Consider the following 24,679-nt stretch of genomic DNA (forward strand, 5'->3'; position numbering starts at 1 on the left):
GAACAACGCGCCCGGCCGGCCCGCCTCTTGGGACGGGCCGGCCGGGGCGGGAGCGAGCGCGCGCGTCAGACCTTCAGTGTCCTGATCGCGGTCGGCGCGTGGCCCGGCTCGGTCGCGGTCTCCTCGAACTCGACGACGTTGCCGATGTCGTTGGTCCTGCTCATCGCGATGTTGGTGACGCGCTCCAGGATCACCTCGACGACGACGGGGACCTGGAACTCGGCGGCGAGCTTCCCCGCCCGTTCGAAGGCGGCGCCGAGTTCGCCCGGGTCGGTGACCCGGATCGCCTTGCAGCCGAGGCCCTCGACGACCTTGACATGGTCGACGCCGTAGACGCCGAGCTCCGGGGAGTTGACGTTCTCGAATTCGAGGTTGACCTGGAAGTCGATGTCGAATCCGATCTGAGCCTGCCGGATCAGGCCCAGGTAGGCGTTGTTCACGAGGACATGGACGTACGGGATCCGGTGCTGGGCTCCGACGGCCAGTTCCTCGATCATGAACTGGAAGTCGTAGTCGCCGGAGAGGGCGACGACCTGCGCTCCGGGGTCGGCCTTGGCGACGCCGAGGGCGGCCGGGATCGTCCAGCCGAGCGGGCCCGCCTGGCCGCAGTTGATCCAGTGCCGCGGCCGGTAGACGTGGAGCAGCTGGGCGCCGGCGATCTGCGAGAGCCCGATGGTGGTCACGTACCGGGTGTCCGGGCCGAAGGCCTTGTTCATCTCCTCGTAGACGCGCTGCGGCTTGATCGGGATGTCGTCGAAGTGCGTCCGGCGCTGGAGGGTCGCCCGCTTCTCCTGCGTCGCGGCGGCCCAGGCGGAGCGGTCGGGCAGCCGGCCCTGCGCCTTCAGCTCCTTGGCCGCCTCGACGAACAGTTCCAGCGCGGCCCCGGCGTCGGAGGCGATGCCGAGGTCGGGGGCGAAGATCCGCCCGAGCTGGGTGGGTTCGATGTCGACGTGCACGAAGGTCCGGCCCGCCGTGTAGACGTCCAGGTCGCCGGTGTGCCGGTTGGCCCAGCGGTTGCCGATGCCGAGGACGAAGTCGGATTCCAGGAAGGTGGCGTTGCCGTAGCGGTGGGAGGTCTGCAGGCCGACCATGCCCGCGTTGAGCTCGTGGTCGTCGGGCAGCACGCCCCAGCCCATGAGCGTCGGGACGACCGGGGTGCCCGTCAACTCGGCCAACTCGACGAGGAGTTCGGCGGCGTCGGCGTTGATCACTCCGCCGCCGGCCACGATCAGCGGGCGCTCGGCGGCGTTCAGCAGCCCCATCGCCTTCTCGATCTGGGCCCGGGTGGCGGCGGGTTTGTACGCCGGCAGCGGTGCGTACGTCTCGGGGTCGAACTCGATCTCGGTGAGCTGGACGTCGATGGGCAGGTCGACGAGGACGGGGCCGGGGCGCCCGGAGCGCATCAGGTGGAAGGCCTGCTGGAGCACGCCGGGGACCTGGGCGGCCTCCAGCACGGTGACGGCCGCCTTGGTCACGGGACGCGCGATCGCGGCGATGTCGACGGCCTGGAAGTCCTCCTTGTGGATCACCGCGGTCGGCGCCTGTCCGGTGATGCACAGGATCGGGATCGAGTCCCCGCTCGCGGAGTAGAGGCCGGTGATCATGTCGGTGCCGGCGGGGCCCGAGGTGCCCACGCAGACACCGATGTTGCCCGGGTGGGCCCGGGTGTAGCCCTCCGCCATGTGCGAGGCGCCTTCGACGTGCCGGGCGAGGGTGTGGCTGATCCCGCCGGACGCCTTCAGGGCCGCGTAGAAGGGGTTGATCGCCGCACCCGGAACGCCGAAGGCGTCGGTCACGCCCTCGCGCTTCAGGATCTCGACTGCCGCGCGGGCAGCGGTCATACGAGGCATGGAGTACTCCTGCTTCGGCTGTCGGATCCGCACTCCCGTCGCGCCCCGCGGAGAGTCGGAATTCCGTATCACGGAAACTAACTTCTGCTATCTGGAAGCAATGTAGGGGGCGGGCCAGGGGGCGTCAAGGGAACGCGGTGCGCCCGGCGGCCCCTGCGGGTCGGGGCGTTTCGCTGCCGGGCGCGTCCGGCAGGAGGACGATGGACGCGCTGACCCGACGTGAGTTTCTGGAGTGGGCCATGGCCGAGAGCGTGCCGGTGCGGTGTCCGGCCTGCCGTCGCGAGCATCTGTACGCGGCTCCGTCCTACCCCTGCGTGTGCGGATCGCCGGTGACGGCCCCGCTCGACCCGCTCGCGGAGCCGACCCCGGTCACCCGCCGCGCCTGGGACGACGAGTGGACGGCGGTCCGCTGCGGCGCCTGCGGCCGCGCGACCCAGTGGCCCCACCCGGAACTGGGCTGCCCGTGCGGCGCGATGCTCCGCATCCCCTTGCGGACGACCCCGGAGGACCGGACACCCGCTCCTCGGACCGACGCCACGGCCCCCGGGCCGGGTGCCATCCCCCAGGGCGGCCATCCGGCCTCAGCACCCGACACCCGGGACGACGGCGACCGCACAGGAGCCCTGGACCGGGAGGACGACACCCGCCGAGACGACACCATCGGCGCGGACCCCATGGCCGAACACCGCTGCCCGCAGGCCGACTTGGACTCCACCGCCACCGCTCCCGGCGCCCGCGCGGCGGAGCCGGACCCGGCGGGGGACGGCGGCCGGCGCGGGGCCCGGGAAGCCGAAGAGGGCGCGGCCCGGGACGGGCACGCGGCCGCCGACCCGGATGGCGAGGACCGCGCCCCGGACGACCGGGCGACCGCGGCCGACGCACCCCGGGACGGGCAGGGAAATGCCGGAGCAGGGCACCCCGACCCGGAGGTCGTCGACGGGCCGGGGGCGGGAAGCGGGCAGGGCGAGGGAAGCGGGCCGGGCGAGGGAAAGGGGCGGAGGAGTGTGTTCCGGCCCGTCGCCATCCGGACCGCGAGGGACGCCGTCACCGCCGCCGCGCTGTACCTGGGCTGGCTCGGCTATCGCGACATCCGGCGCGCGGACCAGCGGCCCACGACCGGGATCGGGCTCGCCGCGCGCGGCATCCTGGCCCAGGTGGACCCCACCGTCAGGCCCGCCTCGCTGCGCGACGTGGAGTGTCTGTGGCTGACCGCCATGACGGAGTCCTCGGACTGCGTCTTCTTCTCCCTGGCCGGCTACGCCGAGGACGCCCGCGCCCGCGCCGACTCCCTCGGCGTCCCCCTCTTCGTCCTGGACCTGACGGGCACGCCGCAGCCGGTGAACAGCCCGGCCGACGAACTCATCGCCGTCACGGACTGACCACCGGCCGCGGGCACGCGCACGCCGGGCGACCCCTCCAAGGACGGGCGCGCCGGCCGCCTACTCCGCGTACGTCTCCCGCAGTTCGATCTTCCGCACCTTGCCCGAGACCGTCATCGGGAAGGTCTCCAGGATGCGCAGCCGGCTCGGGATCTTGTAGTGCGCCAGCCTGCCGTCGCAGAACGCGCGCAGCTCGTCCAGGGTGAGGGGGTCGGCCGGGTCGCGCGGGATGACACAGGCGAGCACCTCCTCGCCGTAGCGCTCGTGCGGAACGCCGACCACCTGGACGTCGGCGATCTTCGGATGGGCGTAGAGGAACTCCTCGATCTCGCGCGGATAGATGTTCTCGCCGCCCCGGATGATCATGTCCTTGATGCGGCCGACGATCTCGACGTAGCCGTCCTCGCGCATGACCGCGAGGTCCCCCGTGTGCATCCAGCGCCCCGCGTCGACGGCCTCGGCGGTCTTGTCGGGCTCGTTCCAGTAGCCGAGCATCACGCTGTAGCCGCGGGTGCACAGCTCCCCCGCGCTGCCGCGCGGCAGGGTCACCCCGTCCACCGGGTCGACGACCTTGACCTCCAGGTGCGGCAGGACCCGGCCCACCGTGCCGGTGCGGTGTTCGAGGTCGTCGTCGCGGCGGGTCTGGAGCGAGACGGGCGAGGTCTCCGTCATGCCGTAACAGATGGAGACCTCCTCCATGTGCATCTCGGCGACGACCCGTTTCATCACCTCGACCGGGCAGGGCGAGCCCGCCATGATGCCGGTGCGCAGGGTGGACAGGTCGTACGTCGCGAAGTCGGGGAGGTTCAGCTCCGCGATGAACATGGTGGGCACGCCGTACAGCGAGGTGCACCGCTCCTGCTGCACGGCCACGAGCGTCGCCGCCGGGTCGAACGACGGGGCCGGGATCACCATGCACGCGCCGTGCGAGGTGGCGGCCAGGTTCCCCATCACCATGCCGAAGCAGTGGTAGAAGGGCACGGGGATGCAGACCCGGTCCTGTTCGGAGTAGGCGATCAACTCGCCCACGAAATAGCCGTTGTTGAGGATGTTGTGGTGGGAGAGGGTCGCTCCCTTCGGGAACCCGGTCGTGCCGGATGTGTACTGGATGTTGATCGGGTCGTCGCAGGACAACTCGGCCTCGCGCGCCCGCAGTTCTCCGTCCAGGTCCGGAGTTCCCCGACGGACCAGTGCCTCCCAGCCGGGATCCCCGATGTAGACGGTCTCCCTCAACTCGGGGCACCTGCCCCGCACTTCCTCGACCATCGCCCGGTAGTCGCTGCTCTTGTGGCTCAGCGACGCGAACAGCATCGAGATCCCGGCCTGGTTGAGGACGTACTCGACCTCGTGGGTGCGGTAGGCCGGGTTGATGTTCACCATGACCGCGCCGATCCGGGCGGTGGCGTACTGGACGAGCACCCACTCGGGGCAGTTGACCGCCCAGATGCCCACCCGGTCGCCCTTGGCTACGCCGGAGGCGAGCAGCGCGCGGGCCAGCTCGTCGACGTCCGCGCCGAACCGCGCGTACGTCCAGCGCCGCCCCGAGGGCACGTCGACCAGCGCCTCCCGCTCCGGCCAGGCGGCGACGGCCCGGTCCAGGTTCGCGCCGATGGTGTCGCCGAGCAGCGACGTGCCGCCCGTGCCGTGTGCGTACGACGGTTCGCTCACCGGAAGTCCTCCTCGCGGTACTCGGCGTCCGAGCCGGCGGCCGTGGCCTCGCGCAGCTCGATCCGGCGGATCTTGCCGGAGACGGTCTTGGGCAGCTCGCCGAACTCCAGGCGGCGGATGCGCTTGTACGGGGAGAGCACCGTGCGCGCGTGCTCGAAGAGGAGCTTGGCGGTGTCGGGGCCCGGTTCGTACCCGGCGGCGAGGACGACGTACGCCTTCGGGACGGCGAGGCGCAGGGCGTCGGGGGCCGGGACCACGGCGGCCTCGGCGACGGCCTCGTGCTCCAGGAGCGCGCTCTCCAGCTCGAAGGGCGAGATCTTGTAGTCGGACGCCTTGAAGACGTCATCGGCGCGGCCGACGTAGGTGATGTAGCCGTCGGCGTCGCGCGAGCCGATGTCGCCGGTGCGGTAGTAGCCGCCCGCCATCGCCTCGGCCGTGCGGTCGGGGTCGCCGTGGTAGCCGGTCATCAGGCCCACCGGGCGTTCCGACAGGTCGAGGCAGATCTCGCCCTCCGTGGCGCCGGGCGCGCCCGTGACCGGGTCGAGCAGTTCGACGCGGAAGCCGGGGCTGGGGCGGCCCATGGAGCCGGTCTTGAGCCGCTGGCCGGGGCTGTTGGACACCTGGACGGCGGTCTCGGTCTGCCCGAAGCCGTCCCGGATGGTGACGCCCCAGGCGCGCCTGACCTGCTCGATGACCTCGGGGTTCAGCGGCTCGCCCGCGGCGACGACCTCGCGCGGCGGGGTCCGCAGCTGTCCCAGGTCGGCCTGGATGAGCATGCGCCACACGGTGGGCGGGGCGCAGAAGGTGGTGACCCCGGCCCGGTCCATCTCCGCCATCAGCCGGCCCGCGTCGAAGCGCGTGTAGTTGTACAGGAAGACGGTCGCCTCCGCGTTCCACGGGGCGAAGAGGTTCGACCAGGCGTGCTTGGCCCAGCCGGGTGAGGAGATGTTCAGATGGACGTCCCCGGGCTTCAGGCCGATCCAGTACATCGTGGCCAGGTGCCCGATCGGGTACGAGACGTGGGTGTGCTCCACCAGCTTGGGGCGGGCGGTGGTGCCCGAGGTGAAGTAGAGCATCAGGGGGTCGTCGGCGTGGGTGGGTCCGTCGGGCTCGAAGGCGGCGTCGGCGCCGGCCGTCTCCTCGTAGGCGTGCCAGCCGGGGCGGGTGCCGCCGACGGCGATCCGGGTGTAGTCCCCCGGCACCGCGTCGAACTTCCCGGCGTCCTCGGCCCGCACCACGACGTGCCGCACCCGGCCGCGCTCGACCCGGTCTTCCAGGTCGGCGGGGCCCAGCAGCGGGGTGGCCGGGATGACGACGGCGCGCAGTTTCATCGCGGCCAGCGCCGTCTCCCACAGCTCGGTCTGGTTGCCGAGCATGACGAGGACGCGGTCCTCGGCGCCCACGCCCCGCTCGCGCAGCCAGTTGGCCACCCGGTTCGACCGCTCGGACATCTCGGCGAAGGAGACCTCGACACGTCCGCCGTCCTCCTCCACGATGTGCAGGGCGGTGCGGTCGTTGTCGCGCGCGATGACGTCGAACCAGTCGAGGGCCCAGTTGAAGTGTTCCGGGCGGGGCCAGCGGAAGCCCTCGTAGGCCCCGGCATAGTCCGCACGGTGCTCCAGCAGGAAGTCCCGTGCGGCACGGAACGCGTCCGCCCTGCCCGTCGTCGCCGTCATGTGTCCTCCTCGTTGCCGGACCGCCGCCTACCATCGTGTATTCCGTGATGCAGGTCTCACCACCCCCGAACGGGGGGTGCGCCGCGACGAAGGGGAGAGCAGGTGGCAGCAGACACGGCCGAGTCGGTGGAGGTGCGCGCCGCGCTGGTACGGCTGCGGCGTGCCACCGGGCTGCCGGTGGCCTTCGGCGGGCTGGTCGACCCCGGCGCCCGGCTGGTGCGCATCAGCGAGCTGAGCGGGACGGCGACGCCCGCGCTGCGCTCTCTCGCGGTCTCCTCCGGCAACGGTCTGGGCGGCAAGGCGGTGGCCCTCGCCCGGCCCTGCGCGGTCAGCGACTACCCGGCCTCGCGGCAGATCAGCCACGAGTACGACGTGGCGGTGGCGACGGAGGGGCTGTGTTCCGTGCTCGCGGTGCCCGTCGTCGTACGGCGCCGGGTGCGCGGTGTGCTGTACGGAGCCCTGCGGACGGCCCGGCCGCTGGGCGACCGGGCGCTGGGCGAGGCCGTCGCGGCGGCCCGGGACGTGGAGCAGGCGCTGGTCGTCCGGGACGCGGCCCACGAGGCGCTCGGCGTCGTGCGCGAGGCCGGTCCTGCGGCGGGCGCCCGGGCGGACGGGGCCTGGGAGGAGGTGCGTGAGGCGCACGGGACGCTGCGCGCGCTGGCGCCGCGGATCGCCGATCCGGGTCTGCGGGCCGAACTGCTCTCCGTGTGCGGCCGGCTGGCCGGCGCGGTGGCTCCGTCGGCGGGTGCGGCGCACGAGGTGGGACTGTCACCGCGCGAGGTGGACGTCCTCGCCTGCGTCGCGGCCGGGGCGACGAACGCGGCCGCCGCCGAGCGGCTCGGGCTGCGTCCGGAGACCGTGAAGGGGTATCTGCGTTCGGCGATGCGCCGGCTCGGGGCGCACACCCGTCTGGAGGCCGTCGTCGCGGCGCGCAGAGCCGGGGTGCTGCCTTAGCGCACCGACCGCGGCGGCACCCTTCATTCAATCGTCCCGACCGTGAAATGACATATGCCAGGCATCTGTTATTTCCCTCACCACCCGGACTGTCCGAAATTCAAAGAGACCTTGCCTAATATTGGCCAGGACACGACACACGAGGGGAGCGGTGACCGTGCGAGGGGACTTCAGGGAACCTGCCCGATCGCGCCCCGACCTGGTCATCGGCCGGGAGGAACTCTTCGCGGGGGCACGCGAGCAGCTCTCCGGCGGCGGCAGTGTCCTCGTGCACGGGCCGGCGGGAATAGGAAAGTCGACCGTCCTGCGGGCGCTGGCCGCCGAATGCGCCGAATCGTCGCGGACCGTCTTGCGCTGCTCGGCCACCGAGTCCGAATCGCATCTTCCCTTCCTCGCGCTGGCGGACCTCCTCGGTCTGGTGATCGACGGGATAGCCGACCGGCTGCCCGCGCCGCAGCGCACCGCGCTGGAGTCCGCCCTCACCGGCCGCGGCGAGTCGACCCTCCAGCGCGACGGACTGGCCCTGCGGCTCGCGGTGCTCTCGGCGTTCCGTGCCCTGGCCGCCCGGGGCCCGGTCCTGATCGTCGCGGACGACCTGCAGTGGCTTGACCCGGCCAGCGCCGAACTCCTCGGCTTCGCCGCCCGCAGGCTCGGCGGCACCCCGGTCCGCATGCTGTGCGCGGTCCGTACGGAGACCGAGCCGGGCGCCCAGGACCACGACCGCTTCCTGCGCGCGTCCGTGCCGGAGACCCTGGCCCTGCGGCTGGCCCCGCTGGCCCGCGCCCAGGTGGCCGACCTCCTCGCCCAGCGCGGCTACACCGGTCTGCCCCGCTCCACCGTGCGCGACATCCACCGCACCAGCGGCGGCAACCCGCTCTTCGCGCTGGAGCTGGGCCGCGCGCTCGCCGAGTCGCCGACCCGGCCCAGCCCCGGCGAGCCGCTCCCCGTGCCCACCTCGCTGCGCGCCCTCGTCCTCAGCCGCCTGGACATGCTGTCCGCCGAGGCCCGCCGCACCCTGCTGGTGGCCAGCGCGGGAGCCCGCCCGACGCTGGCCCTGCTGCACGCGGCGGGCCGGGAGAACGCCGAGGCCGAGACCGCCTCGGCCGCCGCGCTCGGGCTCCTCGCCACCGAACGCGACACCCCCGGCATCCGGTTCGCCCACCCCCTGGTCTCGGCCGCCCTGTACGCGGAGGCCGACGCCCAGGAGCGGCGCGCCGCGCACGCCGCCCTGTCCCGCGCGGCCTCCGACCCCATCGAGCGGGCCCGCCACCTCGCGCTGGCCACCACCGGCACCGACCCCGCGGTCGCCGCCCGGCTCGGCGAGGCCGCGGCCGTCGCCCGCGACCGCGGCGCCCCCTCCGTCGCCGTCGGGCTCGGACTGCTCGCGGCCCGGCACACCCCGCCCGACGCCGTGCCCGGCCCGGACGAACGGCGGCTCCAGGCCGCGGAGGACGCGCTGACCGCGGGCGAGACGGACCTCGCCCGGGACATCGCTCGCCAGGTGCTGTCACGAGCCACCACCGCCGCCGAACGGGTCCGGGCCTGGATGGTCGTCGTCGACTCCGCCGGACAGGCCATGGCCGAGATCGACGCCGTCTTCCCACAGGCGCTGGCCGACGCGGGCGACGACCCGGGCCTGGTCGCCCTCGTGCGCTACCAGCTCGGCTGGCGGGCCCTGCTGATGGACGGCGAGATGACCAAGGCCCGCGAGGAGGCCGCCCGGTCCGCGCGGCTCGCGGCCCGCGCCGGGGACCGGCGCACCGAACTCCTCGCGCTCGGCTTCCAGGCGCAGATGGAGACCCTGATGGGGCACCCGGACGCGCCCGCGACGATCCAGCGGGCGATGCGCGAGCCGCAGGACCCCCGGGTGGCCTGCGACCACAACGGCGCGGGCGCCGCCCGCTTCCGCTGGCTCATCATGAGTGACCGGCTCGCCGAGGCCCGTACCGCCATCACCGCGCTGCTGCGGGAGGTGCAGCGGCGGGGCATGGTCGAGAGCGAACTGCACTTCCTGCGCGGCCTCGCCGAGACCGAACTGCGCTCCGGCCACTGCGGCCGCGCGCTCGACCTGGCCCGGGAGAGTCTGCGGCTGGCCCGCGACACCGGCATCGGGGAAGCGGCCACCGCCATGTTCACCTCGCTGGCCGAGGCCGCCGGCGGTGACGTGGACCGGGCGCTCGCGCTGGCCCACGAGGCCGTGGACCGCGCCGAGGAGGACGGCGACATGGTCTACCTCTCGCGCGCGCTTGGCGCCCTCGGGCACGCCCAGCTCGTCGCCGGGGACGCGCCGTCCGCGGTCCGCTCGCTGCGCCGGGTCCGGGAGCTGGAGGAGGCGCTCGGCGTCATCGACCCCGCCCGGGGCCGCTGGCACGGGGACCTCGCCGAGGCGCTGGTCAGGATCGGCGAGACCGCGGAGGCGCAGGACGTCATCGACGTGACCCGGCGGCGCGCGCTCAGGCTGGAGCGCGAGAGCGTCCTCGCCGTGCTCGACCGCGCCGAGGCGCTGGTACGGGCCGCGCGCGGGGAACAGGGACCCGCGGAGCGCCAGTTGGCCTCCGCGCAGGACCGCCTCGGCAAACTGGGCTACGGCCTGGAGGAGGCCCGCGCCGCGTACGCCCTCGCCGGGCTGCGCACCCTGCCGGGGACTCCCCGGGCCGGCGGAACCCCCGTACCGGGACCCACCTCCTACGACGAGGCGGCCCGGCTGTTCCGCCGGTGCCGTGCGCTGCCCTGGCTCCGGCAGGTCGAGTCGGCGTCCGCGCTCCCGCCTGCCCCGCCGCCGCTGGCCCCGGCCGCGCTCGACTCGCTCGCGGCGACGGAGCGTCAGGTCGCCGCCCTGGTCATGGAGGGCGCCACCAACCGCGAGATCGCAGGGCGCCTGTTCATCAGCGTCAAGACCGTGGAGGCCACCCTCACCCGGGTCTACCGGAAGCTGGGGATACGGTCCCGGGTCGACATCGTCCGGCTGGCGGCGGAACGCAGGCCGGACTGAGGCTGCTGCCTGGGAGTGCCGGGGGTGAGGGCGTGCGGCAAGCGTGCGGGCCGAAACGGTGACGCGGGATGCGCGGGAGACGGCCGGACCGGTGAGACTGCGGGCCGGATCGGTGACGCTCGGGTCCGTGGCGGTAGAGCTCCGGGCCGGAGCGGTATGGCTGCTGGGTGACTCCTTCGGGTGAACGTGCGCCGGACGGGCGCGGCCCCCGGGCCGGGACCAACCGGACGGCGCCCGCGTCAAACACGGCCCGTGCCGTGCGAGGGTTTTCCCTCCCCCGCCCCCACTAGGGGGTTCCCCCATTGGGAGAGAGCGGTCACACCCCCTAGCGTGTGGGCGTGCCGCTCGCTCGGGCCTGCGACTCCCCATCCAGAGGTGTCGCGACTCCCCCCACACACACCCGCGCGTCCCCCCACCGGCAACTTTCAAGGAGACCGATGTTCGGGCTCAACCGCGTCACGAAGAGCGCCGCCGTCTGTGCGGCGACCGCCGCAGCCGCCGCGACCACGCTGCTCGGCGCCCCGTCCGCCGCAGCCGTTCCCCAGCCCATCGTCGGCGGCACGACGACCACGACGACCGCGTACCCGTTCATGATGCAGATCACCGACGCCCGGCAGAACCAGTTCTGCGGCGGCACCCTGGTCGCCGCCGACAAGGTGGTGACCGCCGCCCACTGCATGTCGGGCGAGACCACCAGCAGCATCCGCGTGGTGGGCGGAAGGACCTACCTCAACGGCACGGACGGCACCGTCAGCACGGTCGGCAAGATCTGGATCAACCCCGACTACACGGACGCCACCGACGGCGACGACGTGGCCGTGCTGACCCTGTCCACCCCGATGCCGTACAACCCGGCGCCCTACGTCACCGGCTCGGACACCGGCGTGTACGCGGCCGGCACCACGGCCCGCATCGTCGGCTGGGGCACCACCTCGGAGAACGGCACCTCCTCCAACCAGCTGCGGACCGCGACCGTCCCGATCGTGTCCGACTCCAGCTGTGCGAGCTCGTACGGCTCCCACTACGTGGCCTCCGACATGGTCTGCGCCGGGTACGACGCCGGGGGCGTGGACACCTGCCAGGGCGACAGCGGCGGCCCGCTGCTCATCGGCGGTGTGCTGGCCGGCATCACCTCCTGGGGCGAGGGCTGTGCCGAGGCCGGCTACCCGGGTGTCTACACCCGCCTGTCGACGTTCTCCAGCCTGGTGACCGAGCAGGTCAACTCCTAGGGAACGAAAAGCTCCTGAGTACCCCTCAGGTAAGAGCCGAGGGGCGTTGCGGGCCTCCACGAGCGGCCCGCAACGCCCCTCATCCAATGGATGGGCCCTGCGTACCTGCCGGCGGACGACATCTTCCCCGCGTGCTCCGCCGTCCGCCGGCATCTCAGGGCTGCGCGACCGTGCCGAACCGGACGTCGGGGGCCTCGCCGGGGTGCATGACCGTGAGCATCCGCTCCCCCTCCGCGGTGACCTCGTCCCGCTGAGCCCTGGTGAGCCGGGCGAAGGGTTCGACGGTCAGCGCGCCCTCCTCCAGCTTCCACAGCCCCGCGACGAATCCGTCGACGAGCAGGGTGCGGTAGGCCTGATTGCCCCGCCAGGTACGCCCTTTGAGGTCCGCGGGCACGACCCGGGAGCGGTCGGCGTGGGAGAGCAGCAGATTGTCGAACTCGGGCAGGAAGCGCGGCGGGGCGGGGGTGTCCGCGTCGGGCCGGGGCGCGTCGGGAAGATCGAACAGCTCGGTCCCGTTCTCGTCGCGGAACACGGTCAGCCGGGGCCGGAGCCGTTCGAAGACCTCGCGGAGCCGGGTCAGCCCGGCCCAGGTCTGCATGTCCTTGACCGAGGCGGGGCCGAAGGCTGCGAGATAGCGCAGCACGGTCGCGTCGGGCGCGGGGGCGGGTTCGGCGGGCCGGCCCAGCCAGTGCTCGGCGGTGGTGAGGGCGACCTGGCCGCTGCGGCCCCACAGTCCGCGCGGGGTGACCTGGACGAGCGGCAGGGTGCAGCGGGCGGCGACCGAGAGGGCGAACGGGTCGGCGTCCGGCCACTCGGTGAGCAGGGCCTCGCGGAGCTGCTTCATCGTGCGCGGCTCCTCCTCCACCAGCTCCCGGCTGATCGCGGCGAGCCGGTCCAGGTCGACGCCGGTCAAGCCCTTGCGGAACTGGCCCAGTTCCCGGTCTCGGGCGGCCTGCACCAGGGGGCGCAGGGTGAGGGCGTCCTCGGCGGTGTGGGTGTGGATGGTGGAGCGCAGGGTGACGATCCGGACGACGTCGCGCGCCTCCATCGCCGTCGAGAGCAGCTCGGGCCGGAAGCCGTCGAGGCGGGCGGCGAGGGCGTAGTACGGCGGCTTCACGTTCTGCGCCTGGAGGCCGAGCAGATGCTCGACGGCGGCCGTCGCGGACAACGGGGAGCGGCGCAGCAGGAGCTGACGGCCGAGGGTCGCGCGGTTGAGGGCGCGGGTGCCGAGCACGGGGGCCGTCGCGGTCGTCTTCGTCATACCCGGCACGCTAGCCCCGCTCGCGGACAGATCCTGTCCGCAACTCTCACCCGATCCCCTCCGCGACCGCGGCCCCCGGACCGTTTGCCCCGTATATCCTGCTCGAAGATCGCGCAGACGTTCGTTCGACCCTGGAGGCAGCCGCGATGGCCGAGCGACGCGCCCGCCCCGCTTCGGAGAACCGCAGGCCGCTGTGGCGGCGCGCGCTGACTCCGCCGTCCGCGCCACCCCCGCGGAAGACGCCCCCGCCGGACGTGCCGCCCGCGGCCGAGCCCTCCGAGGTCGTCAGCGTCGTCCAGTCCGCGCTGTACCGCGACGGGCTGCGGGTGGCGGCGCCCGGGTCGCTGGCCGAGACCTTCCGGGCACTGCGCGAGCAGCCGGACGGCATGGCCTGGATCGGCCTCGCCCGTCCGACGGCGGCCGAACTCCACTCCCTGGCGGCCGAGTTCGATCTGCACCCGCTGGCCGTCGAGGACGCGATGGAGGCACATCAGCGGCCGAAGCTGGAGCGGTACGGCGACACGCTCTTCGTGGTCCTGAGCGCCGCCCGGTATCTGGACGCGGCCGAGGAGGTGGACTTCGGCGAGCTGCACGTGTTCGTGGGACCCGACTTCGTGATCACGGTCCGGCACGGCGCGGCGCCGGACCTCTCGGCGGTGCGCCGCCGCATGGAGGACAGCCCCGAACTGCTGCGGCTGGGACCTGAGGCCGTCCTGTACGCGATCCTGGACTCCGTCGTCGACGGCTACGTCCCGGTGGTGGCCGGGGTCCAGAACGACATCGACGAGATCGAGACCGAGGTCTTCCGCGGCGACCCCGCGGTCTCCCGCCGCATCTACGAACTCTCCCGCGAGATGGTCGAGTTCCAGCGCGCGACCCGTCCGCTGGTCGGCATGCTGCACAGCCTGATGGCCGGTTTCGCCAAGTACCGCACGGACGAGGAGCTCCAGCGCTACCTCCGCGACGTCGCCGACCACGTCACGCACACCAGCGAGCGGGTCGACGGTTTCCGGCAGGCCCTGACCGACATCCTCACCGTCAACGCCACCCTGGTCACCCAGCAGCAGAACGCCGAGATGCGGGCGCTGGCGGAGGCGGGCTTCGAACAGAACGAGGAGATCAAGAAGATCTCGTCCTGGGCCGCCATCCTCTTCGCGCCGACCCTGGTCGGCACGATCTACGGCATGAACTTCAGCAACATGCCGGAGTTGCACTGGTCGTTCGGCTACCCGTTCGCGATCGTCCTGATGGCAGCGGTCTGCACGACCCTCTACTTCGTCTTCAAACGCAAGGACTGGCTCTGAGACGGAGTCCCGGACGCGGCCGCGGTGACCGGCCGCGCCGCAGCCGCGGAGCACGAGAGGACCGGACGATGCCCGAGACCTTCGACCGCCGCAGCTCCCTCGAGGAGTTGGAAGGATTTCGCTGGCCGGCTCCTCCCGCGGACTCCACCCCCATGGTTCGGAACGTGCACGAGCTGCGGCGTCGTCCGGTCACGAGCCTGGAGCCGCACGAACTGGCCCGGCTGATCGGGCAGGACGTGGGACTGCGCTGGCTCCTGCCCCCGGCCGTGGAGATCCTGCGGGAGACCGCGCCGCGGCAGGCCGAGGGCGGCTGGTTCGACGACGACCTGCTGTACGCGGTCGTCACCAGAAAGCCGGCCGTCTGGGCCGCCGCCCCGGACCTCGCTCACGAACTCGGGGAAATCATCGCCTCCTTGAGCGGGCTCTCACGCTCCCTGCGCCGGGAGACCGACGCGTTCCTCTCCGCCCTGCCCGCGGACGATGTCTGACTCCGAGACTCCGAGACTCCGCGCGCCGGGCGCCCGGCCGGCTCCCGTGCACCGTCATGTGACGGGGCGCGGCGTCACCGGACTGTCCGATGGACCGGATCCGGCCGGGGCGTTCGGCCCCTGCGAGGGTGACGCGGGCCTTCGGGGCCGGCTTTCGTCATTTGGAGGCGATGAAAAGGTCATGAAGGAGAGAAGGACGAGGGGTGTCGGTGGCGACCGGAGGGGGCCGGACCGGGTCGGATGGTCCAGGTTTTGACAACACCCCACCAGGCACTGCCAGATGCACCCGCAACGGTTCCGCTTTCGTGCAACTTGGCTCTACAGACGGCGAGTTGAGACTCTCCGGTCGCTGGTGTGTATGAAGTCGGTCCGCGTTGGGGAGAGTTGCCGGAGCGTTCGATGGCGTCGGAGTGTCCGGAAGGGGGCGCGGATCGGTGGAAGCGGCCTCAAATCTTGAGCACAAATTCCACACATCCCCCTCTCCATAGCGGCCCTGATGGTCTAGATTGACCGTGCTTCAGCTGTTCGGACACGAGGCGACCGGTAATGATCTATAGGTCCGGCGCCGCGGATGCCAGCATGGGCGTCCTCGGCACCAGACCTGGGGGGATCGACTCCAGGAGTCCGCGAGGGGGCTCGGGTGCGGGGAGCACCCGGGAATTCGACGGGTTCCCGGACATCTCGGGCTTCGGCGGGACGTTCACGTCCCTGCCGCCGGGGTGGGCCGTCCTCGCGGGTCCGGGCAGCGGGGTGTCATGCGGGAGGCCTTGCCTCCCGGGGGGACGAACGGCGCGGCGCGGGAGGCGGGGGCCTTCCGGGGGGAGGAACAGCGCGGCGCGGCGCGGGGGGCGGGGGTGCCTCCCGGGGCGAGAAACAGTGTTAGGCGAACACGTCGAACCACTGGAACCTGGGGGGTTCTGTGCGGCAAGGGGGACTAGTACGCCCGTTTCCGTCTGCGCGCGGGCGTCTGGAGGACGAGGCGGTCAACCAGCCTGCGACCGACTGGGAGCAGCGGTACCGCCGTACCGTCATCACCAGCGACACGGTGGCCACCGCCTGCGTGGTGGCGGCGATCGGCAACTTCTTCGGGGCCCGCGACGCGGCCAACTGGCATGAGAAATGGGGGATTCTCGCCTTCGGCACCGAGCTGCTGGTGCTGGGCTCGCTCTGGGTGAGCCGGGCGTGGGCTCCGGCCGTCCTGGGCCAGGGCGCCGAGGAGTTCCGCCGGCTCGGGCGCTCGCTGTTCACGGCGACCGTCGTGCTGGCGCTCGGCGGGATCGCCCTGACCTCGCGCAACATCAAGCTCTGGATCTTCGTGGCGATCCCCGCGATAGCGGTCGTGACCATGACTGTGCGGTATCTGCTGCGTCTGTGGCTGCACAAGCAGCGCAAGGAGGGCCGCTGTCTGCGGCCCGTGCTCGCCGCCGGGAGCCCGGCCACGGTCCGCGACCTGGTCACCCGCACCCGCAAGTTCCCGCATCTGGGCTGGCGGGTGGAGGCGGTGTGCACGACGGACGGGCACGGGCTCGACGGTGACCAGCTGGACGGGGTGCCGGTCGTCGGCCGGCTGGCCGACGTCGCGGGGCACGTCCACCGCGACGGCTACCGGGTCGTCGCGGTCACCCCGGACCCGCACTGGTCGCCGGACAAACTGCAGCGGCTCGCCTGGAACCTCGAGGGCAGCGACGCCGAGATGGTCGTGGCGCCGGTGCTGATGGAGGTGGCGGGCCCGCGGCTGCACGTCGACGCGGTGCTCGGGATCCCGCTGCTGCGGGTCAGCATGCCGACCTTCACCGGGGGCCGCCGCGCGGTCAAGGTGGTCGTCGACCGGCTCGGCGCTGCGGTCCTGCTGCTGCTGTTCGCGCCGCTGATGGTGCTCGTCGGGCTGCTCGTGCTGTTGGACAGCCGCGGCGGGGCGTTCTACCGCCAGCGCCGGGTCGGCAAGAACGGCCGCGAGTTCACGATTCTCAAGTTCCGCACCATGGTCGCCGGGGCGCACCAGGCACGGGCGGAGCTGGCCGGCCTCGACGAGGGCGCCGGTCTGCTGTTCAAGGTCCGCCGGGACCCCCGGGTGACCCGGGTCGGAGCGGTGCTGCGCCGGTATTCGATCGACGAACTCCCGCAGCTGTTCAACGTGCTGACCGGATCGATGTCGCTCGTCGGGCCGCGGCCTCCGTTACCGGAGGAGTCCGCCGCGTACGGCCCGGACATCCGGCGGCGGCTGCTGGTCAAGCCGGGGCTCACCGGTCTGTGGCAGATCAGCGGGCGCAGCGACCTGTCGTGGGAGGAGGCGGTGCGGCTGGACCTGCGGTACGTGGAGGACTGGTCGCTCGCCCTGGACACGGTGATCTTGTGGAAGACGCTGCGTGCGGTGCTGTACGGGCAGGGGGCCTACTGATGCGCGCGGAGCGTCGTCGGGCAGGGGTGCGGAGGGCGGGCCGCAAGGGCCTGCCCAGGGGGAGGAACGGGTCATGAAGGTCAGCGTTTTCGGGCTCGGCTACGTGGGCTGTGTGTCGGCCGCGTGCCTGGCCGGCCGGGGACACGAGGTCGTCGGTGTCGACGTGAACCAGGTGAAGGTCGACCTGGTCAACGACGGCAAGGCCCCGGTGGTCGAGGAGGGGATCGGCGAGCTCGTCGCCGACGTCGTGGGGAGCGGCGCCTTACGCGCCACCACCGACGTGCGGGAGGCGATCGCGAACAGCGAGGTGTCCCTGATCTGCGTGGGCACGCCGTCGGAGCCCAACGGCAGTCTGTGCACCACGTACTTGGAGCGGGTCACCGAGGAGATCGGTACCGCGCTGGCCGAGCGGGGCGGGCGGCACACCGTCGTGTTCCGCAGCACCATGCTTCCGGGCACCTGTCTGAACCTGCTGGTGCCGATCCTGGAGAAGGCCGTCGGCGGCACGGCCGGCGTGGACGTCGGGGTCGCGGTCAACCCGGAGTTCCTGCGCGAGGGCACCAGCGTGCGGGACTTCTTCGACCCGCCGAAGACCGTCATCGGCCAGCTCGACGTCGCGAGCGGCGACGTGGTGGCGGAGCTCTACGAGGGCCTGCCCGGCGAGGTGTTCCGGGTGCCGGTCCCGGTGGCCGAGGCGATCAAGTACGCGGACAACGCGTTCCACGGCCTCAAGATCGGTTTCGCGAACGAGCTGGGCGCGGTGTGCCAGGCGCTCGGGGTCGACTCGCACCAGGTGATCGACGTGTTCCTGGCCGACCGTAAGCTGAACATCAGCCCCGCCTATCTGCGGCCCGGTTTCGCCTTCGGCGGTTCCTGCCTGCCCAAGGACCTGCGCAGTCTGGTCCACGCGGCGCAGCGGGCGGACATCTCGGTGCCGATCCTGTCGCATGTGCTGCCCTCCAACGCCGACCATCTCCAGCGTGCGGTGGAGCTGGTCGAGCGCACCGGCAAGCGCAAGGTGGGCCTGTTCGGACTGTCGTTCAAGCCCGGCACCGACGACCTGCGCGAGAGCCCGCTCGTCGAGCTGGCGGAGCGGCTCTTCGGCAAGGGCTACGACCTGAAGATCCACGACGCCAACGTGAGCCTGTCCCGGCTCCTCGGCGCGAACCGCGAGTACATCGAGACCCGGCTGCCGCACCTCGCGCAGCTGCTCGCGGATTCCGTCGACGAGGTGCTGGAGCACGCCGACGTGTGCCTCGTCGGTACCAAGGATCCGGCCGTGCTCGCGGCGCTTCCCCACGGTGACGGCCCCGTCATCGTCGACCTCGTCCGCCTTCCCGACGCCGAAGCGCGCCGGGCCGAACCGGGATACATGGGCCTTGCTTGGTAATGAGACCAGCGGCGACCGGCACGGCCGGCGCGCGCTGATCCTGGTGGAGAACCTGTCGGTGCCGTTCGACCGGCGGGTGTGGCAGGAGTGCACGACGCTGCGGGACGCGGGCTGGACGGTCCACGTCATCTGTCCGCAGGGAACCAAACGGGACACGGAGGCCTACGCGGAGATCGACGGGGTGCGGATCCACCGCTACCCGCTGCGCGCGGCCACTGGCGGACCGGCCGGCTATCTGCGGGAGTACGGGTCGGCGCTGTGGCACACGCTGCGGCTGGCCCGGAAGGTCGGGCCCGTCCACGTCGTGCACGCCTGCAATCCGCCGGACCTGCTGTTCCTGCCGGCGCGTTGGCTGAAGCGGCGCGGCGCGCGGTTCGTCTTCGACCAGCACGACCTGGTGCCCGAGCTGTACCTCTCCCGGTTCGACCGCGGCGAGGACCTGCTCTACCGCGGGGTGTGCGCCCTGGAACGGATGACCTACCGGGCCGCGGACGTCGTCCTGGCCACGAACGAGAGCTACAAGGACACCGCGGTGCGCCGCGGCGGCCGGCGGCCCGAGGACGTGTTCGTGGTGCGCAGCGCCCCGGACATCGACCGTTTCCATCCCGTACCGCCGGAGCCGGAGCTGAAGCGCGGCAAGCCCCATCTGCTGTGCTACCTCGGGGTCATGGGCCCGCAGGACGGTGTCGACTACGCGCTGCGGGCCCTGGCGAAGCTGCGCGACGAGGTCGGGCGGAGCGACTGGCACGCGGTGTTCGTCGGCGGCGGCGACACCTTCGACGCGATGGTGGAGCTGTCGCGGGAGCTCGGGCTCTCGGAGCAGGTGGAGTTCACCGGGCGCATCCCGGACGCGGATCTGGTGCGCTACCTGTCCACCGCGGACGTGTGCCTCTCCCCCGACCCGCACAATCCGCTCAACGACGTGTCGACCATGAACAAGGTCCTCGAGTACATGGTGATGGGCCGGCCCATCGTCTCCTTCGAACTGCGGGAGGCGCGCGTCTCCGCCGGGGACGCCGCCGTGTACGCGCCCGCCAACGACGAGTTGGCGTTCGCGCGGCTCGTCGCCCAGCTCATGGACGACCCGGAGAAGCGGGCCCTCATGGGCAAGATCGGCCAGGAGCGGATCAGCGGACCGCTGTCCTGGCGCAACTCGCAGGCCTCGCTGCTCGCCGCCTACGCCGCCGCCTGCGGTGACGACGCCCCGGCGTCGGCCGGCGACCCGGACCGTGCACAGGGCGGAGGCCGCACCGTTGAACGATGACACGATACGCCTGGCCACCATCGGGCGGATCATCCGACGGCGCTGGCGGCTGCTCGCCGCGATCGCCCTGGTGGGCGCGCTCGTCGGGTACGGCGCTTCCCTGCTGTTCCCCGCGCGGTACACGACGTCGGCGTCGGTGCTGCTGCCGGGGGCGTGGGAGGAGCGCGAACTGCTGACCCAGGAGGAGATCGCGACCAGTTCGGTCGTGGTCGACCAGGCGGCCGGCACCTTGCACTGGTCCGACGTCTCCAAGAGCGAACTGCGCGACAGTGTGACCGCGAAGACCGCCGACGGGAACATCATCAAGATCTCGGGCACGGCGGACACCCCGGAGCGCGCTCAGCGGCTCTCCGACGCGGTGGCCCAGCAGTTCGTCGCCTTCGCCGCGCGGGTCGTGGACGACAACACCGACCCCGAGGCGGCGGCGCAGCGCGAGGCGCTCCAGCAGACGGTGACCCAGACCAGCCGCCGCATCACGCAGCTGGCCGACGCCGCCGACCCGGGCAAGACGGTGGAGGGCGTGCAGGCGCGCACCGAGCTGGAGAAGCTGCGGACCACGCTGCAGGAGGCCATCACCAAGCTGAACCAGTCCGACCCGGCCGCCAACAAGGCCAACATGGTCGTCATGGGTCCCGCGGCCCGGCCGACCGGCGAGGCACCGCCGACCCGGACGCAGCTCATCGCCGCCGGGGCGCTGCTGTTCTTCCTGCTCGGGGTCGTCGGTCATCTCACCGCGGCGCGGATGAGCCGCCGGCTGCGCACCCAGTCGGAGATCGCCGCCGCGCTCGGCACCTCGCTGCTGGGCACGGTCGACGTGGCCGGTGACGGGTCCGCCCGGCCGCGGGCACGCGGGGCCGGGGCCGGGATCCGCCGGCTGCTGGGCGCCGACGTCCGCTGGGACCTGCCCGTCCCGCAGGCGTACGCCGACGAGGCCGGCCGGCAGATCCGCTTCCAGCGGGTGTGCTCCCGGCTCAGGGACCGGCTGCCCTCTCCCCGGCGGCTGCTGGTCGTCGTGCCCGAGGGCGACGAGAGCGCCCTGCGGGCCGCCGCGGAGCTCGTCGCCGAGGCGGGGAGCGATCCGGCACTGCGGGTCGTGGAGGTCCCGGTGACCCGCCCGCTGGTGCCGGACGGCGGCGGCGAGGCCGGCGCCCTGGTCGTGCTGAGCGCGGGGAGCCGGACCGCGGCGGAGCTCTCCGGTATCGCCGAGGCGTGTGCGGACGCCCGGCACGAGATCGTCGGCGTCGTTCTCGCCGGCGTGGTCCGGGCCCTGCCGGCCCGGTCCGCCGGCCGCCCCCACGACACCGCCACGCCGGTGTTCGCGGTGGGCCATGACGCGAAGGGAAGTTCACGGTGACGACGAGTACGACACCGGAGCCGTCGGCCACCGCTCCGCTGGTGGACCTGCAGGCGCTGGTGGTGGCGGTGCGCAGAAGGCGCCGCTTGTGGTGCTCCGCGGGGGTGCTGGGCCTGCTCGTGGGCGCGGCGCTGGCCGTCGCGATGCCGGCGCCGCCGACCGCGGTGACCAAGGTGCTGGTCGCCCACCAGGAGGACCAGCCGAACGACCCCGGAACGCTGATCCGCACCGACGTGGCGCTGCTGCAGACCACGCGGATCGCCGACCAGGCCCTGAAGTCCCTCCACTCCGCGGAGAAGCCGGAGGACTTCATGAAGGACTACTCGGGTGTCGGCCTGACCAACAACCTGCTGCAGATCACGGTGACGGGTGACAGCGACGCCGACGCCGAGGCCCGTGCCAAGGCGCTGGCCGACGCGTTCGTCGCGGACCATGTGAAGCGGATCAAGGACGCGGCGAACGCCGAGGCCAAGGCGCTGCTCGACCAGCGCGACCGGATGCAGGGCGAGCTGGCCAAGGTCAACAAGACGATCGCGGACGGGTCGGCGCAGACCGGGCCGACGGCGTCGGCGGACCTGGAGTCGCTGTTCGCCCGCCGGGCCGAACTCACCTCGCGGATCACCGACTTCAGCCAGCGGGCGGCGGACGCGCGCATCGGAACGCCGCAGCTCCTCGCGGGCACCCAGATCGTGGACACCCCGGACGCGGTGCGCGGCTCCCTGCCCAAGGCAGCCGCCACCAACGCTGCCGTCGGCCTGGTGCTCGGCCTCGTCCTCGGACTCGCGGTGGCCGCGGTCGGCTCGGTGGTCGCGGACCGCCCGGTGCTGCGCCGGGACATCGCCGCGAACCTCGGCGCCTCCGTCATCACGGAACTGCCGCTGCGCGGGGGCAGGTTGTGGCGGCGCCGGCGGACCCGGACGGCCCGCGAACGGCTCACCACGTCGCTGGCCCGTACCGCGCGCGGCACCGCGGAACCGGTGTCGCTGCTCGAACTGGGCTGCGCGCGCAGCACGAGCGCGATCGCCCTGGACCTCGCGCGGGCGCTGGGGGCCGACGGACCGGTGGCCGTCGTCGACGGTCTGCCCGGTTCGCAGCTGGCCAGGCGCCGGGCGAAGCCGGGAGACCCGGCCGTGGTCGACGGCTCCGCGGCCGTGCCGCACCAGGAGCGCCGGATCGGCGTCGGCTCGGTGGCACCGGGCACGGCGTGGACCGATCTGCAGTACCTCGGCACCCGGACCGTGCTCGTCGTGCGGGCCGGACACGGCAGCGCCGCGTGGCTGCACACCGTGGCCCGTCAGCTCGCGGACCAGCGCATCGAGGTCATCGGGGTGGTGCTGATCGACCCCGACCCGCGTGACCGGACCGACGGCACGCTGTGGGACGGGCTGCACACCGCGCTGCGCGGGCGCGGCGACCGTACGGCCCGGCAGGGCGGGACCGACAGGCCGCGCACGGAGCGGCAGCCGATGTGGGCGGCACGGGTCCCGGACAGCGACCAGGAGGCGCGGTAGTACATGTGTGGCATCGCAGGCACGTACAGGTGGCCGGACGGGAAGGCAGTCGCCGACCGGCTCACCGAGACCCTCGCCCACCGCGGGCCGGACGGGGCCGGCCGTTACAGCCACCCCGCCGGTGACGGCGAGGTCCACCTCGGACACCGCCGGCTGGCCATCATCGACCTGTCCGAGACGGGCGCCCAGCCGATGGTCTCGGACGGGCTCGTCCTGACGTACAACGGCGAGCTGTACAACGCGCCGGAGCTGCGGAGCGAGCTGGAGGCCGGGGGGGCGCGCTTCCGCGGCACCTCGGACACCGAGGTGCTGCTGGAGGCCTGGCGGCGCTGGGGCACGGACTGTCTGCCCCGGCTGCGCGGCATGTTCGCGTTCGGCATCTTCGACGAGCGGACCGGTGAACTGGTCCTCGCACGGGACCAGTTGGGCATCAAGCCGCTGTTCCTGCTGCGGCGCGGCGCGGGCCTGGTGTTCGCCTCGGAGCTCAAGGCGCTGGCCGCCGTCACCGGCGGGACGCTGGAGGTGGACCACGCCGCGCTGGTGGCCTCGCTGCTGTACTACTGGGTGCCGGACTCGCGGTGCGCGTTCCGCGAGGCGGAGAAGCTGCCGCCGGGGAGCTGGATGCGCATCCGGCCGGACGGCCGGGTGGACCGCGGACAGTACTGGAACCTGAGGGACGTCGCCGCCGAGGGCCGGGAGCGGGCGCTGGCCGGCGAGCGGCCTGACCTCGCCGCGATCGTCGAGGAGTCGACCCGGCGTCATCTGCTGTCCGACGTCCCCGTGGCGACCTTCCTGTCCGGCGGTCTCGACTCCAGCTATCTCACCGCCCTGGCGGCCCGCGAGCGGCCCGGGATCTCCGCCTACACGATCGGCTTCCGGGCCGAGGACGCCCGGTTCGAGGCGATGCCGGACGACCTGCGCTACGCCCGGCAGGTGGCCGAGCGGTTCGGGGTCGACCTGCACGAGATCGAGATCGCCCCGAACGTGCTCGACCTGCTGCCGGAGATGACGTACCACCTGGACGAGCCGATCGGCGACCCGGCCGCGATCAACACCTTCCTGATCTGCTCGGCCGCCCGGGAGGCCGGGGTCAAGGTGATGCTCTCGGGGATGGGAGCGGACGAGCTGTTCGCCGGGTATCGCAAGCACCTGGCCAACCTGATCGCGCTGCGCTACCAGCGGGTCCCGGGGCCCCTGCGGCGGGGCGTGTCCGCGGCCGTGGACCGGCTGCCGGTCGCCTCGGCCCGCCGCGGCTACCGGTCGGTGCGCTTCGCGAAGCGGTTCCTGTCCTTCGCGGACCTGCCGGAGGAGACCGCGTTCCGGCGCAGCTACACGATGTACGACCAGGAGGAGCTGCTCGCCCTGATCGATCCGGACCTGGCCGGGACGGTCGAGGACGTGCTCACCGAGCACGCGGACGTCTACGAGGACAACGACCTCGACGACTTCGTCAACCGTATGTGCCTGGGCGACGCCCGGATGTTCCTGCCGGGTCTGAACCTCGCGTACACGGACCGGTCGAGCATGGCCGCGTCGACCGAGGTGCGGGTGCCGTACGTGGACGTCGAGGTGGTCAAGGCGGCGTTCACCGTGCCCGGCGACCGCAAGATCGTGGGGCGGCAGGGCAAGGCCGTCCTCAAGGAGGCGGCCGTCTCCGTCCTGCCCAAGGAGATCGTGTACCGGCCCAAGGGGCTGTTCAGCGCCCCGCTGCGGGCCTGGATGAGCCGGGACCTCGCGCCGCTGGTGCGCGAGGTGGTCAACGACGGCGAACTCGTGCGTTCCGGGCTCCTGCGCCGCGACGCCCTGGCGCGCATGGTCGCCGAGGACGCCGCCGGACAGCGGGACTTCTCCAAGCATCTGTGGCATGTGCTGACCCTCGAGTACTGGTATCGCGGCGCGACCTCCCGGGCCGGCCTGGACTCGCACGCGACGGCGTGAAGACAGTAGAGACAAGAGGACTT

At 72.6% G+C, this 24,679-nt stretch carries 14 protein-coding genes and 2 pseudogenes; 12 read left to right on the forward strand and 4 right to left on the reverse strand.

Annotation, left to right across the window (positions count from 1 at the left end):
• Window positions 1–65 precede the first annotated feature (65 nt).
• Window positions 66–1,850, reverse strand: coding sequence for a glyoxylate carboligase (gcl, locus tag IO36_RS19925; protein WP_037621660.1), 1,785 nt, complete (start codon window positions 1,848–1,850; stop codon window positions 66–68).
• A gap of 998 nt (window positions 1,851–2,848) precedes the next feature.
• Here gcl and IO36_RS19935 point away from each other — a divergent pair.
• Window positions 2,849–3,229, forward strand: a pseudogene (locus tag IO36_RS19935) (hypothetical protein); the annotation flags it as partial.
• Window positions 3,230–3,289: 60 nt separating this feature from the next.
• On the opposite strand, the gene IO36_RS19940 reads toward IO36_RS19935, so the two are convergent.
• Together IO36_RS19940 and IO36_RS19945 are read right to left on the reverse strand one after the other, a co-directional pair.
• Window positions 3,290–4,897: an AMP-binding protein gene (locus IO36_RS19940; RefSeq protein ID WP_037621662.1), complete on the reverse strand. Its 1,608-nt coding sequence runs from the start codon at window positions 4,895–4,897 to the stop codon at window positions 3,290–3,292.
• Window positions 4,894–6,573, reverse strand: a complete 1,680-nt coding sequence (locus tag IO36_RS19945) for an AMP-binding protein (protein WP_037621663.1) — start codon at window positions 6,571–6,573, stop codon at window positions 4,894–4,896. Before IO36_RS19945 ends, IO36_RS19940 begins: the two co-directional genes overlap by 4 nt.
• Window positions 6,574–6,675: 102 nt before the next feature.
• Between IO36_RS19945 and IO36_RS19950 the strand changes: the two genes are divergently transcribed.
• The 3 genes from IO36_RS19950 (at window position 6,676) to IO36_RS19960 (ending at window position 11,748) form a co-directional block, all read left to right on the forward strand.
• Window positions 6,676–7,527, forward strand: a complete 852-nt coding sequence (locus IO36_RS19950) for a helix-turn-helix transcriptional regulator (protein ID WP_037621665.1) — start codon at window positions 6,676–6,678, stop codon at window positions 7,525–7,527.
• A gap of 151 nt (window positions 7,528–7,678) precedes the next feature.
• Window positions 7,679–10,519 carry a helix-turn-helix transcriptional regulator gene (locus IO36_RS19955; protein WP_209441231.1) on the forward strand — a complete coding sequence of 947 codons (2,841 nt, stop codon included), beginning with the start codon at window positions 7,679–7,681 and terminating at the stop codon, window positions 10,517–10,519.
• A 437-nt stretch (window positions 10,520–10,956) separates the two neighbouring features.
• Window positions 10,957–11,748 (forward strand): S1 family peptidase, encoded by a 792-nt coding sequence (locus IO36_RS19960; protein ID WP_037621667.1) that lies wholly within the window; start codon window positions 10,957–10,959, stop codon window positions 11,746–11,748.
• 154 nt (window positions 11,749–11,902) lie between these two features.
• Here IO36_RS19960 and IO36_RS19965 read toward each other — a convergent pair whose 3' ends face one another.
• Window positions 11,903–13,009, reverse strand: a complete 1,107-nt coding sequence (locus tag IO36_RS19965) for a winged helix DNA-binding domain-containing protein (RefSeq protein ID WP_037621669.1) — start codon at window positions 13,007–13,009, stop codon at window positions 11,903–11,905.
• Between the two features lie 146 nt (window positions 13,010–13,155).
• Between IO36_RS19965 and IO36_RS19970 the strand changes: the two genes are divergently transcribed.
• From IO36_RS19970 to asnB, 8 genes and pseudogenes are all read left to right on the forward strand, one after another.
• Entirely contained in the window at window positions 13,156–14,313 is a 1,158-nt protein-coding gene (locus tag IO36_RS19970) for a magnesium and cobalt transport protein CorA (RefSeq protein ID WP_037621671.1), read from the forward strand.
• Between the two features lie 68 nt (window positions 14,314–14,381).
• Complete coding sequence (locus IO36_RS19975; RefSeq protein ID WP_037621673.1) at window positions 14,382–14,801, forward strand: contact-dependent growth inhibition system immunity protein; 420 nt, start codon at window positions 14,382–14,384, stop codon at window positions 14,799–14,801.
• Window positions 14,802–15,720: 919 nt separating this feature from the next.
• The gene (locus IO36_RS19980) at window positions 15,721–17,199 is read left to right on the forward strand and encodes a sugar transferase (RefSeq protein ID WP_037621675.1); all 1,479 of its coding nucleotides are present in this window, start codon (window positions 15,721–15,723) and stop codon (window positions 17,197–17,199) included.
• A 73-nt stretch (window positions 17,200–17,272) separates the two neighbouring features.
• Window positions 17,273–18,589 carry a nucleotide sugar dehydrogenase gene (locus IO36_RS19985; protein ID WP_037621677.1) on the forward strand — a complete coding sequence of 439 codons (1,317 nt, stop codon included), beginning with the start codon at window positions 17,273–17,275 and terminating at the stop codon, window positions 18,587–18,589.
• Window positions 18,579–19,846: pseudogene (locus IO36_RS19990) on the forward strand (glycosyltransferase family 4 protein). The gene IO36_RS19985 and the pseudogene IO36_RS19990 overlap by 11 nt, the downstream one beginning before the upstream one ends.
• Window positions 19,843–21,207, forward strand: coding sequence for a YveK family protein (locus IO36_RS19995; protein ID WP_037621681.1), 1,365 nt, complete (start codon window positions 19,843–19,845; stop codon window positions 21,205–21,207). The pseudogene IO36_RS19990 and the gene IO36_RS19995 overlap by 4 nt, the downstream one beginning before the upstream one ends.
• Entirely contained in the window at window positions 21,204–22,718 is a 1,515-nt protein-coding gene (locus IO36_RS20000; protein ID WP_037621683.1) for a Wzz/FepE/Etk N-terminal domain-containing protein, read from the forward strand. Before IO36_RS19995 ends, IO36_RS20000 begins: the two co-directional genes overlap by 4 nt.
• A 3-nt stretch (window positions 22,719–22,721) precedes the next feature.
• The gene (gene asnB, locus IO36_RS20005) at window positions 22,722–24,656 is read left to right on the forward strand and encodes an asparagine synthase (glutamine-hydrolyzing) (protein WP_037621685.1); all 1,935 of its coding nucleotides are present in this window, start codon (window positions 22,722–22,724) and stop codon (window positions 24,654–24,656) included.
• The last annotated feature ends 23 nt before the right edge of the window (window positions 24,657–24,679 follow it).

The sequence above is a fragment of the Streptomyces aureus genome (assembly GCF_000725495.1).
In the GTDB taxonomy this organism is placed as follows: Bacteria; Actinomycetota; Actinomycetes; order Streptomycetales; family Streptomycetaceae; genus Streptomyces; species Streptomyces aureus_B.